We start from the raw sequence: 17074 nt of genomic DNA, 5'->3' as shown, positions 1-17074 counted from the left end.
TGGATAAGGAGGTGCCAAAAGCATTGAACAGCAATGAAATATTTGTCAGTCTTGACATCGGTACATCCAATGTAAAAGTAATCATTGGCGAAATGATGGATGAATCGTTAAACGTTATTGGTGTTGGTAATGTGAAATCAAAAGGCTTAAAAAAAGGATCAATTGTTGATATAGATGAAACCGTTCATTCTATTAAAAAGGCTGTGGAACAAGCGGAAAGAATGATCGGCATGCCCCTCCATAAAGTTGTTGTCGGTGTGAGCGGCTCTCATGTAAAACTTCAAGATTGTCAAGGAGTAGTGGCAGTTTCAAGTGAAAACCGAGAAATTCAAAATGAAGATGTAAGGCGTGTCATTGAAGCTGCACAAGTTTTATCCATTCCCCCAGATCGGGAAATTATAGATTGCATTCCGAAGCAGTTTATTGTAGACGGTCTTGACGGGATACATGATCCAAGGGGAATGTTGGGAGTAAGGCTGGAAATGGAAGGACTGCTCATCACCGGATCAAAAACTATTCTACATAATTTACTGCGCTGCGTTGAACGTGCAGGTCTTGAAATTACGGATATTGCACTTCAGCCTCTCGCATGTGGTTCAGTTGCTTTATCCAAAGACGAAAAAAATTTAGGCGTAGCTCTTATCGATATTGGCGGGGGATCCACTACCATTGCAGTTTTTGAAAACGGAGAGTTAAAAACAATTTCCGTTCTACCGGTTGGGGGAGAACACATTACCAACGATTTATCAATTGGTCTTAGAACTTCCACAGAAAATGCTGAAAAAATTAAAATTAAACATGGACATGCCTTTTATGATCATGCATCTGAAGACGAGGTGTTTGATGTTCCGATTATAGGCAGCGATAAAATGCAAAAATTCAATCAGCTTCAAATAGCTGATATTATTGAGGCTAGAATGGAGGAAATTTTTCTTCTTGTAGCTCAAGAAATTGCAAAACTGGGCTTCAGGGAATTGCCCGGAGGTTTCGTGTTAACTGGCGGAAGTGCAAACATTCCTGGTGTGCTTGAACTTGCTCAAACTGTACTCGCCCACAATGTTCGGATTGCTAGCCCCGACTACATAGGTGTTAGAAATCCTCAATACATGACAGGTGTCGGTCTCATCCAGTTTGCCTACAAAAATGCAAAAATTCAAGGGAGACGGATTGGATCGAAGGTGGAGGTGGAACAGATTAAGCAAACTGTTCCGAGTGAAGCGAATGAAGTGACTTTAAAGCAAAAAACGAAGCGTCAAAATGAAGAAAAAATGAGCAGAGTGAAGAAATTTTTTGGGTACTTTTTCGAATAAATTTCGTCAATAGAGCATTGATGGATTAGGGAGGATTTTGCATGTTGGAGTTCGATACGAATATTGACGGCTTTGCAACAATTAAAGTTATTGGAGTAGGAGGCGGCGGAAATAATGCCGTCAACCGGATGATTGAACATGGTGTGCAAGGTGTAGAGTTCATTGCTGTCAACACTGATGCACAAGCATTAAACCTTTCAAAAGCAGAAACAAAAATGCAAATTGGCGCAAAATTGACAAGGGGCCTTGGTGCAGGAGCAAATCCAGAGGTCGGAAAAAAAGCTGCTGAAGAAAACAAGGAACAAATTGAAGAAGCTGTAAAAGGTGCAGACATGGTGTTTGTAACGGCTGGAATGGGAGGAGGCACCGGAACTGGTGCAGCACCTGTCATTGCGCAAATTGCCAAAGATTTAGGAGCACTGACGGTCGGCGTTGTCACGAGGCCGTTCACGTTTGAAGGAAGAAAACGCGCTATGCAGGCGGCTGGTGGAATTGCAGCCATGAAAGAAGCCGTTGACACTCTTATTGTGATTCCGAATGACAGACTTCTTGAAATTGTTGATAAAAATACGCCGATGCTTGAAGCTTTCCGTGAAGCGGATAACGTTCTTCGTCAAGGAGTGCAAGGTATTTCTGATTTAATTGCTGTGCCGGGACTCATCAATCTAGACTTTGCGGACGTGAAAACAATCATGTCGAACAAAGGTTCTGCATTGATGGGAATCGGAGTAGCAACGGGAGAGAACAGAGCGGCTGAAGCTGCCAAAAAAGCAATCTCAAGTCCGCTTCTTGAAACTTCAATCGATGGGGCGCAAGGAGTATTGATGAACATTACCGGCGGAACAAATTTAAGCCTATATGAGGTTCAAGAAGCAGCCGATATTGTTGCATCAGCCTCGGACCAAGATGTCAACATGATCTTTGGATCTGTTATTAATGAAGATTTGAAGGATGAAATTGTTGTAACAGTGATTGCAACTGGATTTAGAGAAACTGAAATAAATCCTAGCAAGCAAGAAGCGAGACCATTTGCTCCTAATAAGAAGCCAAATGTTGCAACTAAGCGTGAAGTGAAAAAGGAAGAGCCGACTCACGACATTACGAGCCGTGCATTGCAGCAGGCAGAAGATACGCTTGACATCCCGACATTTTTAAGAAACAGAAAGCGCCGCTAAAAAAAGCATGGGTGACAATAGACGTCATCCATGCTTTTTTCGTGCGCCCGGCATGTACATGAACTATAGGGTGTAAGTCCCGAACCCCGAAGACAGAAGTAGAGGTTAGCCAAGAGCAAGGGTGTCCGTGGTGACGCGGAATCTGAAGGAAGCTGGAGGCAAAACACCGGTCCGAGGAACACGAACCTCATATAAGGCTAGGTATGATTGAGTGAGTTTGCAAAACAAAACAAAGCTCTTTCTGTCGAAGGTCATATCGAGTAAATGAGGCGGATAGATGGTGTGAAAGTGCATGTACTTACCCGGGGAGGTCTGGCTGGCACGCCAAGTAACCTTGGTAACCTATCTAGTGATAGATAACTGAACAGTCAGAAGTCAGCAGAAGTCATAGTACTCTTTTCGAGCTCGAGACGAAAGAGGAAGGACTGAACAATTAAGGAGAACGAATCGCTAGGCGTTCACCTTCTGTGTGGAAGCAGACAATCCGATAGGACTTACTTGAAGGAGGAAGTGGTGAATCCCACGGGGGACTTCAAGAGGGTGGAGCAGAAGATGGCACAAATAGAAGAATTCGTTCACGTGGAGAGGATATCAATGTTGATGGAAATGATTTTGTCACGGGAAAATCTCCTGGCGGCACTGAAACGAGTCGAACAGAATAAAGGAGGTCACGGAGTAGATGGCATGTCCGTAAAAGACCTACGAAGACACCTCTACGAAAATTGGGACTCCATTCGACAGTCGTTGAGAGAAGGAACCTACAAGCCCTTACCCGTCCGTCGAGTCGAAATCCCGAAACCGAACGGTGGAGTAAGACTTCTAGGGATCCCTACCGTGACGGATCGTTTCATCCAACAAGCGATTGCCCAAGTGTTGACGAAAATCTTTGATCCGACCTTCTCGAACCATAGCTATGGTTTCCGACCAGGTAGAAGGGGACATGATGCGGTTAGGGAAGCAAAGGGTTATATCAAAGAAGGATATCGTTGGGTAGTCGATATAGACCTAGAGAAATTCTTTGACAAGGTGAATCACGACAAACTGATGGGGATCTTGGCGAAAACGATCAAAGATCGAATTCTACTGAAGGTAATTCGCCGGTATCTTCAATCAGGCGTGATGATCAATGGAGTGGTAATGGAAACGGACATGGGAACGCCTCAAGGCGGCCCGCTTAGTCCACTTTTATCAAACATCATGCTTCATGAATTGGATAAAGAGCTTGAGAAACGTGGACATAAGTTTGTTCGGTATGCGGATGACTGTAACATCTATGTGAAAACAAAGAAAGCAGGAATTCGTGTCATGAACTCCATTACGAACTTTATAGAGAAGGAGTTAAAGCTCAAGGTAAATAAAGAGAAATCGGCGGTAGACCGTCCTTGGAAACGGAAGTTTCTCGGTTTCAGCTTCACACTCAATAAGACTCCAAAGGTACGGATTGCGAACGAAAGTGTGAAACGTTTGAAGAACAAGATCCGTGAAATTACATCAAGGTCGAAACCGTATCCAATGGAGAAAAGGATTGAGAAACTGAATAAGTATTTAATGGGATGGTGCGGATATTTTGCCTTGGCAGAAACACCAAGTAAGTTCAAAGAATTTGATGAATGGATTAGACGAAGGCTTCGGATGTGTTTGTGGAAAGAATGGAAAACCTCGAAAACAAGAATTCGGAAACTCAGAGGATTAGAAGTTCCAAGCCATAAAGCATTCGAATGGGGCAATACACGCAAGAAATATTGGCGGATTGCCTGCAGTCCCATTCTACACAAAACCCTCGACAACTCCTATTGGAAGCGTCGAGGGTTAAGAAGTCTATTCGAAAGATATCAAGCACTACGTCATACTTAATTGAACCGCCGTATACCGAACGGTACGTACGGTGGTGTGAGAGGTCGGGGGTTAGTCACCCCCTCCTACTCGATTTAAAGCTCATCAAGCGGGAAAATGGAAGATTTTTAATATTTGCATGCGTAAAACAGTTTAAATATTGGACTGGAACATAAATATTTGCAAGATTCAGAGATTCCTATTAGGCATGATTTGTTCAAAAATCGTATTACGGCGGAAAGAATCAAAAAATTATGTAAAAATAGATAAACAGATTTGAACGCGTTCCCGAAAATAGCAAAACGAATGAATCAAAACTTTATGAAAAAATACGACATGCCATTTGAAAAAAATGCGGATCCTTGCTGAAAATTTAATGCCATGTATATGGTAAGTTCTAATATTTTTTGTGGAATATAAATTGCAGATATATACGCGAAAGGACCTGGCTTTTTAGCCAGGCTTTTTCCTCGTTCTGAAAAAGTATAAACATTTGCGCAGCTTTTTTAAGAAAAGATCTCCTGTAATTTCCCCATCGTCTCTTAACGAAAGTGTTTACAACTTCAGCAATTTAGCTTTCTTCCTCTAAAAGGCTTGTACCGTTTTTTTTTCTTTAACCATTTTTCCATTCGACGAAAACATTAGGAATCCGTCAAAAATTGTATGCTGTACTCGCCACTATTTGACACAATTTGGAATGAATAGCGTTTATACTACCTATTAATAGCAAGTCAGAAGCCTAGAAAATTGAATGGTGGGAGAGGAAGAGGCGGTTGACCATTTATTTGGATGCTATTTGGCTGATGAATTTTTGCTTTGATATCATGCTCCTTTTTCTTACAGCAATCATCTTAAAGAGAAACATTGTATGGAAAAAAATAATGATTGCTTCGCTCATCGGCTCCGCTATTGTGATATTGCTTTTTTCGCCTTTCGCACAGCTGGCGAGCCGTCCGGAATCAAAACTAATCCTCTCATGTGTGATGGTTCTTTATGCTTTTGGCTTTAAGAAGTTTCGCTACTTTATAGAAAATTTATTGACTTTCTATTTTGTCACTTTTGCAGTTGGGGGAGGTATGCTTGGCACTTATTATTTTTTTCAAGTAGGCTTTTCATTTCAAAATAACATGATTTTAACAAATGGAAATGGCTTCGGAAATCCTGTCAGCTGGTTATTTATCGTGGTCGGCTTTCCGATTATTTGGTATTTTTCCCGCTTGCGGCTTGAACAGGTTGAAGCAAAAAAAATCCACTATGATCAAATTGTCGATGTTTCGATCACGATGATGGAGAAAAAAGTAACAGTAAAAGGATTGATTGACAGCGGCAATCAATTGTATGATCCCATCACTAAGAAGCCAGTCATGATTGCCGAAGCGGAAAAATTAATGACCGTGTTTCCTGAAAGTATGCACCAAGTCATTTCAAATCGAAATCCTATGGAGGCTGTGACAGCGATAGAACAGAAAGAATGGATCGGCAGGCTGAAAATTATTCCGTATCGGTCTGTTGGCCAGGATCTTCAGTTATTATTAGCCGTAATAGCAGACGAAGTGGTGATTCATACAAAAGAAGAATCATTAATGCTGTCCCGCCCGCTTATTGGACTAAATCATTCGCGGCTTTCAAGCGAAGACGATTATCAATGCATTATTCATCCAAAAATGATCCAGACGGGTAAACAAAAAGATGCTTCTTAGCCTTTATTCATAGCATACTCATAAACCAATTTGTTTAGAAGGGGGAACAACATGAAAAAAATTAAGCTTTATCTCACGTATATATGGTACAAGTTTTTAACAAAATTAGGGATCAAAACAGATGAAATTTATTATATTGGCGGAAGCGAAGCGCTGCCGCCTCCGCTTTCGAAGGAAGAGGAAGAAATACTGTTAAAAAAACTTCCGAGCGGCGATAAGGCTGCCCGTTCGATTTTGATTGAACGAAATTTGCGCCTTGTCGTGTATATTGCCCGAAAATTTGAAAACACCGGCATCAATATTGAAGATTTGATCAGCATTGGGACGATCGGGCTAATTAAAGCAGTCAACACCTTTAATCCCGAAAAAAAGATCAAGCTTGCGACATATGCATCTAGATGTATAGAAAATGAAATATTAATGTATTTGCGCAGAAATAATAAAACAAGATCTGAAGTTTCTTTTGATGAACCGTTGAACATTGATTGGGATGGAAATGAACTGCTTCTTTCGGATGTTCTCGGAACAGAAGACGATATTATTACAAAGGATTTGGAGGCTAATGTTGACCGAAAGCTATTAATGCGGGCGCTGCAGCAATTAAATGAACGAGAAAAACAAATAATGGAGCTTAGGTTTGGATTGCATGGCGGAGAAGAAAAAACGCAAAAAGATGTGGCTGACATGCTCGGGATTTCTCAATCTTACATATCAAGATTGGAAAAAAGAATTATTAAGCGTCTTCGAAAAGAATTTAATAAAATGGTGTAATTTTTGCTTGCTAGTCGCATGTATAGCGAAAAATCAACAGCGTGTTCACTCTGAAAAGCTTGTGCATATTTTTCCCCTTCAGGGAGATACTTAACTTAAGACAGCAAGAACTCCTGTAAGGGGGAAACGAAATGACAAGAAATAAAGTTGAAATTTGCGGTGTTGATACTTCGAAGCTTCCTGTTTTAAAAAATGAAGAAATGCGAGAATTATTTAAACAAATGCAAAGTGGTGATTTATCAGCCAGAGAAAAGCTTGTCAACGGAAATTTGCGACTCGTTTTAAGCGTCATCCAAAGATTTAATAACAGAGGCGAGTTTGTCGATGATCTTTTTCAAGTAGGATGTATTGGGTTGATGAAATCTATAGATAATTTTGATCTGAGCCAAAACGTAAAATTTTCTACTTATGCTGTACCGATGATCATCGGTGAAATTCGTCGATATTTGCGAGACAACAATCCGATACGTGTTTCAAGATCATTGCGTGATATTGCCTATAAAGCTTTGCAGGTGCGTGAAAAACTCATGAGCGAAACGTCACGTGAGCCGAAGGCAGAAGAAATTGCTAAAGAGCTGAATGTGCCGCATGAAGAAATCGTTTTTGCTTTAGACGCCATTCAAGATCCAGTTTCATTATTTGAACCGATTTATAACGACGGCGGTGATCCGATCTTTGTTATGGATCAGTTAAGCGACGAGCGAAACCGCGATTCCAAGTGGATTGAAGAAATTGTTCTAAAAGAGGGGATCAGACGATTGAATGATCGGGAGAAGCTGATATTGAAAAAAAGGTTTTTTCAAGGCAAAACACAAATGGAGGTAGCAGAAGAAATCGGCATTTCCCAAGCTCAAGTTTCTCGGCTTGAAAAAGCTGCCATTAAACAAATGACCAAAAATATTCAATAATCATTGGGCCACATTCTTTTGAATGTGGCCCTTTATCATCATTCAAAAAAAAACTCATATACTGATTGTAAAAATACTTGAGGGGAGAAGCCGGCATGATCCATATTTCCGATTTGCAAATAAAAGATGTTGTGAATGTCCATGACGGAAAAAAATTAGGAAGCATTGAAGACGTTGACATCGACTTAAAAACTGGTAAAATTCAAGCGATCATGATCACTAGTCAAGGGAAGGTTTTAGGTTTTTTTGGAAAAGGGGAAGAAATTGTCATTCCTTGGAGGAACATCGTAAAAATCGGAAAAGATGTTATTTTAGTAAGAGTTTCGAAAAATGTTGAAACAGAATAAGAATCGCACGAATTTTGGTTAAATGTTGGCTTAAAGATATGTTAAAATAAAAATAAGAGAATTGTCGAAGAGGAATGGTACAATGAAACATGAACCGTTTCAATTAACAGATGAATCTTTTTTCTCCATACCTGCTTGGGCGAAGCTTCATTCTCAGATTACAGCAGGTTTTACGACGAGAAAAGGAGGATTTTCCAAGAATGGTTTTGCTTCATTAAATTTAGGTCTTCATGTGAATGATGAAAAGGAAACGGTGATCAAAAATCGAAAAATCATTGGGGACAAAATTCGTTTTGATCTACCAAACTGGGTATGTGCCGATCAAGTCCATGACAAACAAATTGTCAAGGTAGTAAATAAACATAAAGGATCAGGGGTTTTTACATATCGTCAATGCATCACTCAAACGGACGGCCTATACACATCGGAAAAAAATATATTACTTTCCCTTTTTTTTGCTGATTGTGTTCCGATTTTCTTTTTTTCTCCAAAAGACTCACTGATTGGCATCGCACATGCGGGCTGGAGAGGGACTGCGAAAAATATAGCAGGTGAAATGATCGACAGTTGGGTTTTGCACGAAGGTGTGCAAGCTCAAAATATATTTGCAGCCATAGGTCCTTCAATCGGCGAATGCTGTTATGTCGTCAATGACGATGTGATCGATGCGATCAAACCTCTTTTTGACAATGAGACGACATTTTATAAACAGCTTGAGAACGGCCTTTATTCTATTCATCTTGCAGAAATCAACAAAAGATTGTTAATGAAAAAAGGAGTGCCGGAACATCAAATCCTATTGACCTCATATTGTACAAGCTGCGATCAAGATTTGTTTTTTTCCCATCGAAGAGATCAAGGGAAAACAGGACGAATGATGGGATTTATCGGTTTGAAGGAGGGATATTAAGCCTTGTCAGTGAAAGAAAATTTAGCACGAATCCAACAGGAAATCGAACAAGCATGCAAAAAATCAAATCGAAAAATAGATGATATCCAAATTATTGCAGTGACGAAATATGTAACGGTAGAACGGGCTATAGAGGCGATAAATTCAGGCATTTTACACTTAGGCGAAAACAGGGATGACGGTTTTTTATCGAAATATAACAGCATTGGGTCAAAAGCTGTCTGGCATTTCATCGGCACACTTCAAACTCGAAAAGTGAAAAATATTATAGACAAGGTCGATTATATTCATTCGTTGGATAGAATATCGCTAGCAAACGAAATTGAAAAAAGAGCAGATCGAACGATCAAATGCTTTGTGCAAGTAAATACATCTGGCGAACAGTCAAAGCATGGCGTGGCTCCTGAACAATGCATTGATTTTATTCAACAGTTGAAGGAGTATCGCCATATCGAAGTTGTCGGATTAATGACAATGGCTCCATTTACAGAAGATGAAGATGAAATCAGAAGATGCTTCCGAAGTTTAAAGCAACTGCAGGAACAAGTGAAAGCACTAAATATAGCGAATGCACCATGTACAGAGCTATCAATGGGGATGTCCAACGACTACAAAATCGCGGTTGAAGAAGGGGCTACTTATCTTCGCATCGGCTCCTCGCTAGTAGGTACATAAAACGAAACTGGAGGTAAATCAGATGAGCTTAAAGAATAAATTTAAAAGCTTTTTTGCTCTCGATGATGAAGATTATGAGATTGAAGATATGGAAGCTCCGGAAGAGAAACACCAACATGAACCGATTATGTTCAATCACAACAGCAGCGTTGAAAAAAATGCCGCTTTCGGAAAACAAAATGTTGTAAGTTTGCAAAGCGCCCAAAAATCCACTAAAGTAATATTATGTGAGCCAAGAACGTATTCAGAGGCGCAAGAAATTGCTGATCATCTGAAAAACCGCCGTTCATGCATTGTCAATTTGCAGCGGATCGGGCATGATCAGGCAAAAAGAATTGTTGATTTTTTAAGCGGCACTGTTTATGCGATTGGCGGAGACATCCAGCGTGTTGGAACAAACATATTTTTATGTACCCCAGATAACGTAGATGTCGCCGGCTCCATTTCCGATTTCATGGCAGATGATGAAAATAAAAGGTGGTAGAAATGATTGATGGGGACAATATATAACATATTAAGTTTTTTGCTCGATATTTATTCCTATGCGATTATCATTTATATTTTGATGTCTTGGTTTCCGAATGCAAGGGAAACGTCCATTGGACAATTTTTAGCGGCTATATGTGAGCCTTATTTAGAACCGTTTAGAAGAATCATTCCTCCATTAGGGATGATTGATGTATCTCCTATTGTTGCATTGATTGCCCTGCATTTTGCAGATTATGGGCTGTATGCTCTTTTTAGTATGATTTCATAAAATTCATTCGCCGATTGACATTCGAATTGTTTTGTATGCCAATCGGCTCTTTTCATATCATAATTGGAGTTGTCTCTTATGGAGAGTGTTTATCAGCATTTTCGCAAAGAAGAAAGGGAGTTCATTGACAAAGTCTTTGGATGGAAACAAATTGTGACTGAGCAATATCGGCCAAAATTGACCGATTTTTTAGATCCGCGGGAACAGAAAATCATTAAGACATTGATCGGTGAAAATCCGGATGTTCACGTGCAATTTTTCGGAGGCTATAAAAATGCTGAAAGAAAGCGGGCTTTTTTTTACCCTGACTATATTCAACCGACATTAGATGATTTTTCAATGTTCGCATTTGAAATCATGTTCCCGAAAAAATTCGTAACATTATCACATCGCGAAGTGCTTGGATCGCTTATGTCGCTCGGCTTAAAACGGAGCAAGTTCGGCGACATTATCATTCATGATGAAACGGTGCAAGTCATGGTTGCGCAAGAAATTGCCAATTTTCTGCAGCTGAACTGGAATAAAATTGGAAAGATTTCCGTTCGTTTGAAACAGATTCCATTCGAAGATGTGTTTTCTCATGAAGAAGAAATGGATATTTCTTTGATCACCGTTTCTTCGCTTCGGCTCGATGCTGTTCTAGCAAATGTTTATCACCAATCTCGGCAAAAAATAAAATCGCTTATTGAAAATAGTCTTGTCAAAGTCAATTGGAAAATTGTTGAGGATGCTCATTTTGAAATTGCGGAAGATGATGTGTTATCTGTCCGAGGATTCGGAAGAAGCAAAGTTTTGGCAATTGAAGGGAAAACAAGAAAAGATAAGTGGCGCATTAAGATCGGAATACAAAAATAATATTACAAATGGAAAGATTTTTGCCCATTCTGTCGAAAAATCGTTTATAATTGGATTAGTGTTTTGCGAAAAACATACATATGGAGGTGGAATTTGTGCCTTTAACCCCGCTGGATATTCATAACAAGGAATTTACAAAAGGCTTTCGCGGCTATGATGAAGATGAAGTAAATGAGTTTTTAGATCAAGTGATTAAAGATTATGAAATGGTCATCCGCGAAAAGAAAGAATTGGAATTAAAGGTGAAGGAATTAACCGAGAAGCTGAATCACTTTACAAATATAGAAGAAACGTTAAATAAATCGATTTTAGTTGCGCAGGAAGCTGCGGAAGATGTGAAAAGAAACGCTCAAAAGGAAGCGAAGCTGATCATTAAAGAAGCGGAAAAAAATGCTGACAGAATCATCAATGAAGCACTTGCTAAATCGCATAAAATTGCAATGGAAATCGAAGAGATGAAAAAGCAGTCAAAAGTATTCCGCACCCGTTTTCAAATGCTCATCGAAGCACAGCTTGATCTGCTAAAAAATGATGATTGGGATCACTTAATGGAATACAATGTCGAGCCAATCTTAGGAGAAGAAGCGGAAGAACCGAAAGTATAACTTGACTTTTTTGTTCGTGATTTCATATAATACGAAAATAAAACGGAATATGACAAAACAATGAGAGGGACAGTAGTCCTTTCAAGCCCTTTATGACAGCGAACCGGGGACGGTGGAAGCCCGGGTAAAGGCGAAAGGATGAACATCACCCTTGAGTCCATAGCTGAAACATGCTAGTAGGCTGTGGCGGCCAAGTCCGTTATGTTTATGAGTGGATGTGCATGATTTGTGCGCATCTAAAAGGGTGGTACCGCGAGATTCCTCCTCGTCCCTTAGGGATGAGGAGTTTTTTTATTTTAGTGAACAAATATTATGTGGAGGAATGGGAATGGATTATAAAGAGACGTTACGAATGCCGAAAACAGACTTTCCAATGAGAGGAAACCTTCCGAAAAAAGAACCTGAGATCCAGAAAAAATGGGAAGAGATGGATATTTATGAAAAAGTGCAGGAGCGCACGAAAGGACGGCCTCTTTTCATATTACATGATGGTCCTCCGTTCGCAAACGGGGATATTCATATGGGGCATGCCTTAAACAAAATTTTAAAAGACATTATTGTCCGTTATAAATCCATGAGCGGATATTGCGCACCGTATGTTCCAGGATGGGATACGCACGGTCTGCCAATTGAAACAGCACTTTTGAAGAAACAAAAAATCAATCGAAAAGAGATGGATGTCGCGCAATTTCGAAAACATTGCGAGCAATATGCATGGGAGCAAATTGAGCGCCAGCGCGTGCAATTTAAACGCCTTGGAATTCGAGGCGACTGGAAAAATCCATATGTCACCTTGAAACCAGAATATGAAGCCCAGCAAATTCGCGTCTTTGGAGAAATGGCGAAAAAGGGATATATTTATAAAGGCTTGAAGCCGGTTTATTGGTCTCCATCGAGCGAATCTGCCTTGGCAGAGGCGGAAATTGAATATTATGACAAACGCTCGCCTTCTATTTATGTTGCATTTGAAATAAAGGACGGAAAAAATGTATTAACAGATGGAGAAAAAATCGTCATTTGGACGACTACTCCGTGGACTATCCCTGCAAACTTAGGAATTGCTGTTCATCCTGATTTGGAATATTCTGTAGTGAAGGTTGGAGCTGACAAGTTTGTGATCGCATCTGCCCTGCTCGAAGAAGTGGCAAAAGAGCTGGACTGGACAGAATATGAAGTAGTGAAATCGTTTAAAGGCAAAGAGCTGGAATATGTGGTTGCGAAACACCCGTTCTATGACCGCGATTCATTAGTGATCCTTGGCGAACATGTAACGACCGACGCTGGTACAGGATGCGTCCATACAGCGCCAGGCCATGGGGAAGACGATTTTGTCGTCGGACAAAAATATAACCTAGGCGTATTATGTCCTGTCGACGAAAGAGGGTACATGACAGAAGAAGCTCCAGGGTTCGAAGGATTGTTTTATGATGACGCAAATAAAAAAATAACGGAAAAATTAGAAGAAGTAGGGGCATTGCTAAAGCTTTCATTTATTACACACTCCTATCCACATGACTGGCGAACAAAGAAACCAACGATTTTCAGAGCAACAGCGCAATGGTTTGCGTCCATTAAAGATTTTCGAGATGAATTGCTGCAAGCAATTAAAGAAACGAAATGGATCCCTAATTGGGGAGAAATTCGCATTCATAACATGATCCGCGATCGAAGCGATTGGTGTATTTCCCGTCAGCGGGCATGGGGCGTGCCAATTCCAGTGTTTTATGGTGAAAATGGGGAGCCGATCATAACAGATGAAACGATTGAACATGTGGCAAAACTGTTCCGCGAGCACGGCTCGAACGTTTGGTTTGAACGCGAAGCAAAAGACCTGCTTCCAGAAGGATTTACACACCCTTCAAGCCCGAACGGCATTTTTACGAAAGAAACAGACATTATGGACGTTTGGTTCGATTCAGGCTCTTCTCATCAAGCAGTTTTAGTTGAACGGGAAGATTTGCAGCGTCCTGCTGATCTTTATTTAGAAGGCTCTGACCAATATCGCGGCTGGTTTAATTCATCGCTGTCTACAGCAGTTGCTGTCACAGGAAAAGCTCCATATAAAGGCGTTTTAAGCCATGGATTTGCGCTGGACGGCGAAGGACGGAAAATGAGCAAATCGCTAGGAAATGTTGTTGTTCCTGCCAAAGTGACGGAACAGTTTGGAGCAGATATTCTTCGTCTATGGGTAGCATCAGTTGATTATCAATCGGACGTTCGCGTCTCTGATGCAATCTTAAAACAAGTATCTGAAGTATATCGGAAAATTCGCAACACGTACCGTTTCTTGTTAGGAAATTTGTTTGATTTTGATCCAAATCAGCATCGTGTTTCTGTAGAAAAATTAAGAGAAGTGGATCGCTATATTCTCATTAAACTGAATAAACTAATTGCCAAAGTGCGAAAAGCATATGAAGAATATGATTTTGCATCCATCTATCATGACGTTCACAATTTCTGTACGATTGAGCTAAGCTCATTTTATCTTGATTTTGCAAAAGACATTCTGTATATTGAGGCTGCTGACAGCCATAATCGACGCTCTATCCAAACGGTTTTATATGAAGCGCTTCTTGCTCTTGTAAAGCTGATGACACCGATTTTGCCGCATACAACAGAAGAAGTATGGGGACATATTGAATCAGTTGAAGAAAAGAGCGTACAGCTTGTCGATATGCCGGAAGCTGTAGAGATTGAAGGCAGCAAAGAGATTGAAGCGAAATGGGATCAGTTTATGTCAGTTCGCGATGATGTATTAAAGGCCCTGGAAATTGCCCGAAATGAAAAAGTGATCGGCAAATCGTTAAATGCTGCTCTCATCCTTTATCCGAACGAAGAAATAAAAGAATTGTTCAATTCAATACAAGAGGACTTAAAACAGCTGTTTATTGTTTCCCAGTTAGAAATTGCCGGTGATTACAAAGATGCTCCAGAAGAAGCGCAAACATTTGATAGCATCAAAATAATTGTGAAGCAAGCGGATGGTGAGACTTGTGAAAGATGTTGGGTTGTTTCAACAGATATAGGCACTGATCAAGACCATCCGACATTGTGCAAAAGATGTGCAAGCATTGTGAAAGATCACTACAGCCATCTAGCATAGTTTTATCAGCTCCCTGTGCAAACAGGGAGTTTTTTCATTTAGCAATGCTTCCTCATAAAGAAGTGTCATAAAAAGAACGATCTTTCATTGAAATCCGTCATAGTCAATTGGAAAAGTTTTCTCGGATGCTTTTTCAAAAATGAATACTTTGCTCAAAATTGAAAGAAGAATTCAGCTTTTAGCTTTTAAAGTGTGAATCATTTCCAAGCCGCTATTTACGTGTGTGGAAAAACTTGAATGTGATAGGAGGCAGTACGGCGGTTACAATATAAATACAAAACAGACGAGGGGGTTTTAATAATGAATCCGCTCGATCAAATCAAAGACGAATTAACGTTAATGAAGGACGAACTCAATGCGCGGCTCGCCAAAAGTCAATTGGATGACCCGATTTTTATCCGGGATGTAAAAAATGAGCTCAACGATGTTGAGCTTGCATTGGAAAAAATGGAATATGGACTTTATGGCATATGTGAAGAAACATTGCAAAAATTGCCGCTCGAACAATTGGCACAAATTCCGACAGCCAGAACGATTCATGATTTTCTCAATATGAAATCATATTTAAAAAAAACACTAGAATATCATTAAGAAGTGAAGTGAACAAGCTTCACTTTTTTGCTTGTTCCCCTTCTTTACTGTTTGTCAAAAAATGTGCTAAAATTTGATGGAAACTTGCCAGTGAGTGGGGGAACACAGTGTGCTTAAATATTTGATTGCATTATTTGTCATCGCTCTCGACCAATGGACAAAATGGCTGATCGTAAAAAATATGGAAATTGGCGAAAGCATTGAAATTATCAACGGATTTTTATACATAACGTCTCACCGCAATAAAGGAGCGGCTTGGGGAATATTACAGAACCAGATGGTGTTCTTTTATATTATTACCATTATTGTTGTCGTAGCGATTATTTATTATATGCAAAAATATGCGAAACAAAATGCAATGCTGGGGGTTGCTCTCAGCTTAATGCTCGGCGGAGCGATTGGGAATTTTATTGACCGCCTTTACCGTAAAGAGGTGGTGGACTTTATTCATACATATATTTTCGGCTATAATTTTCCAATTTTTAATATTGCCGATTCGTCTTTAACAATTGGTGTTATTTTACTTTTCATATATTTTTTGTTTTTTGAAGAAAAGAAGCAAAAGGAGTAGAAAATGGAGCAATTTACTTTTGTTGTGACGGAAAAAGAGGAACATGAACGAATAGATAAATTTTTGTCCAATAAAAATGAGAATTGGTCAAGAACGTCGGTCCAAAATTGGATCAAGGACGGGATTGTTTCAGTAAATGAAAAATCGGTGAAGGCCAATTACAAGTGCCAAATTGGTGATGTCATCACTGTATCTGTTCCAGAACCGGAAGAGCTGGATGTCAAGCCTGAGCCGATGGAGCTTGATATATACTATGAGGATGAAGATGTCATCGTTGTCAATAAACCGCGCGGGATGGTCGTTCATCCAGCGCCGGGACACACTTCAGGAACGCTTGTGAACGGTCTTTTATATCATTGCAAAGATTTGTCCGGCATTAACGGAGTCCTTCGCCCGGGAATTGTTCACCGGATTGATAAAGACACTTCAGGTTTATTAATGGTCGCCAAAAATGACTACGCTCATGAATCATTAGCAAATCAATTAATGGAAAAGAGAGTTGAAAGGAGATATAAGGCGATTGTACACGGGGTAATTCCGCACGACCATGCCACAATTGATGCTCCGATCGGCAGGGATCCAAAGGATCGGCAAAAAATGACGGTGACAAAAACAAACAGTAAAGAAGCTGTCACCCATTTTCATGTGCTGGAACGATTTTCGGATTTTACATATATAGAATGCAGGCTGGAAACCGGGAGAACGCATCAAATCCGCGTGCATATGAAATATATCGGTTTTCCGCTAGCTGGCGATCCAAAATATGGACCGAAAAAAACACTTCCAATTCGTGGACAGGCACTTCATGCAGGCGTACTCGGTTTTGAGCATCCAAGAACAAAAGAGTTTTTGAAGTTTGAAGCACCGCTTCCGGAAGAATTCGAAAAGATTTTGCAAATGTTACGAAATGATCGTTGACAATTACGAGCTGCTCTGTCATAATACGTTTAGACAAAACAGCAT

Annotated in this window: 17 protein-coding genes and 1 other annotated feature; all 17 genes read left to right on the top strand. The window is 40.1% G+C overall.

Annotation, left to right across the window (positions count from 1 at the left end):
- The first annotated feature begins 23 nt into the window (after positions 1–23).
- The 17 genes from ftsA (at position 24) to NST97_RS05310 (ending at position 17029) form a co-directional block, all read left to right on the top strand.
- Positions 24–1310 carry a cell division protein FtsA gene (gene ftsA, locus NST97_RS05390; RefSeq protein WP_340881726.1) on the top strand — a complete coding sequence of 429 codons (1287 nt, stop codon included), beginning with the start codon at positions 24–26 and terminating at the stop codon, positions 1308–1310.
- Positions 1311–1351: 41 nt separating this feature from the next.
- Positions 1352–2485: a cell division protein FtsZ gene (gene ftsZ, locus NST97_RS05385; RefSeq protein ID WP_063388489.1), complete on the top strand. Its 1134-nt coding sequence runs from the start codon at positions 1352–1354 to the stop codon at positions 2483–2485.
- A gap of 594 nt (positions 2486–3079) precedes the next feature.
- Positions 3080–4339: a group II intron reverse transcriptase/maturase gene (gene ltrA / locus NST97_RS05380; RefSeq protein ID WP_341343172.1), complete on the top strand. Its 1260-nt coding sequence runs from the start codon at positions 3080–3082 to the stop codon at positions 4337–4339.
- A 752-nt stretch (positions 4340–5091) separates the two neighbouring features.
- On the top strand, positions 5092–6018 hold the full coding sequence (spoIIGA, locus tag NST97_RS05375) for a sigma-E processing peptidase SpoIIGA (protein WP_063388488.1): 927 nt from the start codon (positions 5092–5094) through the stop codon (positions 6016–6018).
- Positions 6019–6069: 51 nt separating this feature from the next.
- A complete protein-coding gene (gene sigE / locus NST97_RS05370; protein WP_063388487.1) occupies positions 6070–6789 on the top strand; it encodes an RNA polymerase sporulation sigma factor SigE in 720 nt (239 codons plus the stop codon).
- 131 nt (positions 6790–6920) lie between these two features.
- Positions 6921–7697 carry an RNA polymerase sporulation sigma factor SigG gene (gene sigG, locus NST97_RS05365; protein ID WP_063388486.1) on the top strand — a complete coding sequence of 259 codons (777 nt, stop codon included), beginning with the start codon at positions 6921–6923 and terminating at the stop codon, positions 7695–7697.
- Between the two features lie 95 nt (positions 7698–7792).
- Positions 7793–8044, top strand: a complete 252-nt coding sequence (locus tag NST97_RS05360) for a YlmC/YmxH family sporulation protein (protein ID WP_063388485.1) — start codon at positions 7793–7795, stop codon at positions 8042–8044.
- 82 nt (positions 8045–8126) lie between these two features.
- Positions 8127–8954 (top strand): peptidoglycan editing factor PgeF, encoded by an 828-nt coding sequence (gene pgeF / locus NST97_RS05355; RefSeq protein WP_063388484.1) that lies wholly within the window; start codon positions 8127–8129, stop codon positions 8952–8954.
- 3 nt (positions 8955–8957) lie between these two features.
- Complete coding sequence (locus NST97_RS05350; protein ID WP_066246582.1) at positions 8958–9629, top strand: YggS family pyridoxal phosphate-dependent enzyme; 672 nt, start codon at positions 8958–8960, stop codon at positions 9627–9629.
- A 22-nt stretch (positions 9630–9651) separates the two neighbouring features.
- On the top strand, positions 9652–10113 hold the full coding sequence (locus NST97_RS05345; RefSeq protein WP_063388482.1) for a cell division protein SepF: 462 nt from the start codon (positions 9652–9654) through the stop codon (positions 10111–10113).
- Positions 10114–10122: 9 nt separating this feature from the next.
- On the top strand, positions 10123–10386 hold the full coding sequence (locus NST97_RS05340) for a YggT family protein (protein ID WP_063388481.1): 264 nt from the start codon (positions 10123–10125) through the stop codon (positions 10384–10386).
- Positions 10387–10464: 78 nt separating this feature from the next.
- On the top strand, positions 10465–11241 hold the full coding sequence (locus NST97_RS05335) for a YlmH family RNA-binding protein (protein ID WP_063388480.1): 777 nt from the start codon (positions 10465–10467) through the stop codon (positions 11239–11241).
- A gap of 95 nt (positions 11242–11336) precedes the next feature.
- Entirely contained in the window at positions 11337–11846 is a 510-nt protein-coding gene (locus tag NST97_RS05330) for a DivIVA domain-containing protein (protein ID WP_063388479.1), read from the top strand.
- A gap of 51 nt (positions 11847–11897) precedes the next feature.
- Positions 11898–12122, top strand: a binding site (T-box leader).
- A gap of 52 nt (positions 12123–12174) precedes the next feature.
- Positions 12175–14949, top strand: coding sequence for an isoleucine--tRNA ligase (ileS, locus tag NST97_RS05325; protein WP_066246579.1), 2775 nt, complete (start codon positions 12175–12177; stop codon positions 14947–14949).
- A 300-nt stretch (positions 14950–15249) separates the two neighbouring features.
- On the top strand, positions 15250–15540 hold the full coding sequence (locus NST97_RS05320) for a hypothetical protein (protein WP_063388477.1): 291 nt from the start codon (positions 15250–15252) through the stop codon (positions 15538–15540).
- A gap of 109 nt (positions 15541–15649) precedes the next feature.
- Positions 15650–16111: a signal peptidase II gene (gene lspA, locus NST97_RS05315; RefSeq protein WP_445206675.1), complete on the top strand. Its 462-nt coding sequence runs from the start codon at positions 15650–15652 to the stop codon at positions 16109–16111.
- A gap of 3 nt (positions 16112–16114) precedes the next feature.
- Positions 16115–17029, top strand: a complete 915-nt coding sequence (locus NST97_RS05310) for an RluA family pseudouridine synthase (protein ID WP_341343009.1) — start codon at positions 16115–16117, stop codon at positions 17027–17029.
- The last annotated feature ends 45 nt before the right edge of the window (positions 17030–17074 follow it).

The organism is Aeribacillus sp. FSL K6-1305 (assembly GCF_038050115.1).
Taxonomy (GTDB): Bacteria; Bacillota; Bacilli; order Bacillales; family Aeribacillaceae; genus Aeribacillus; species Aeribacillus composti.
The sequence above is the reverse complement of the archived record's forward strand: the minus strand, read 5'-3'. Positions and strand labels throughout refer to the sequence as shown.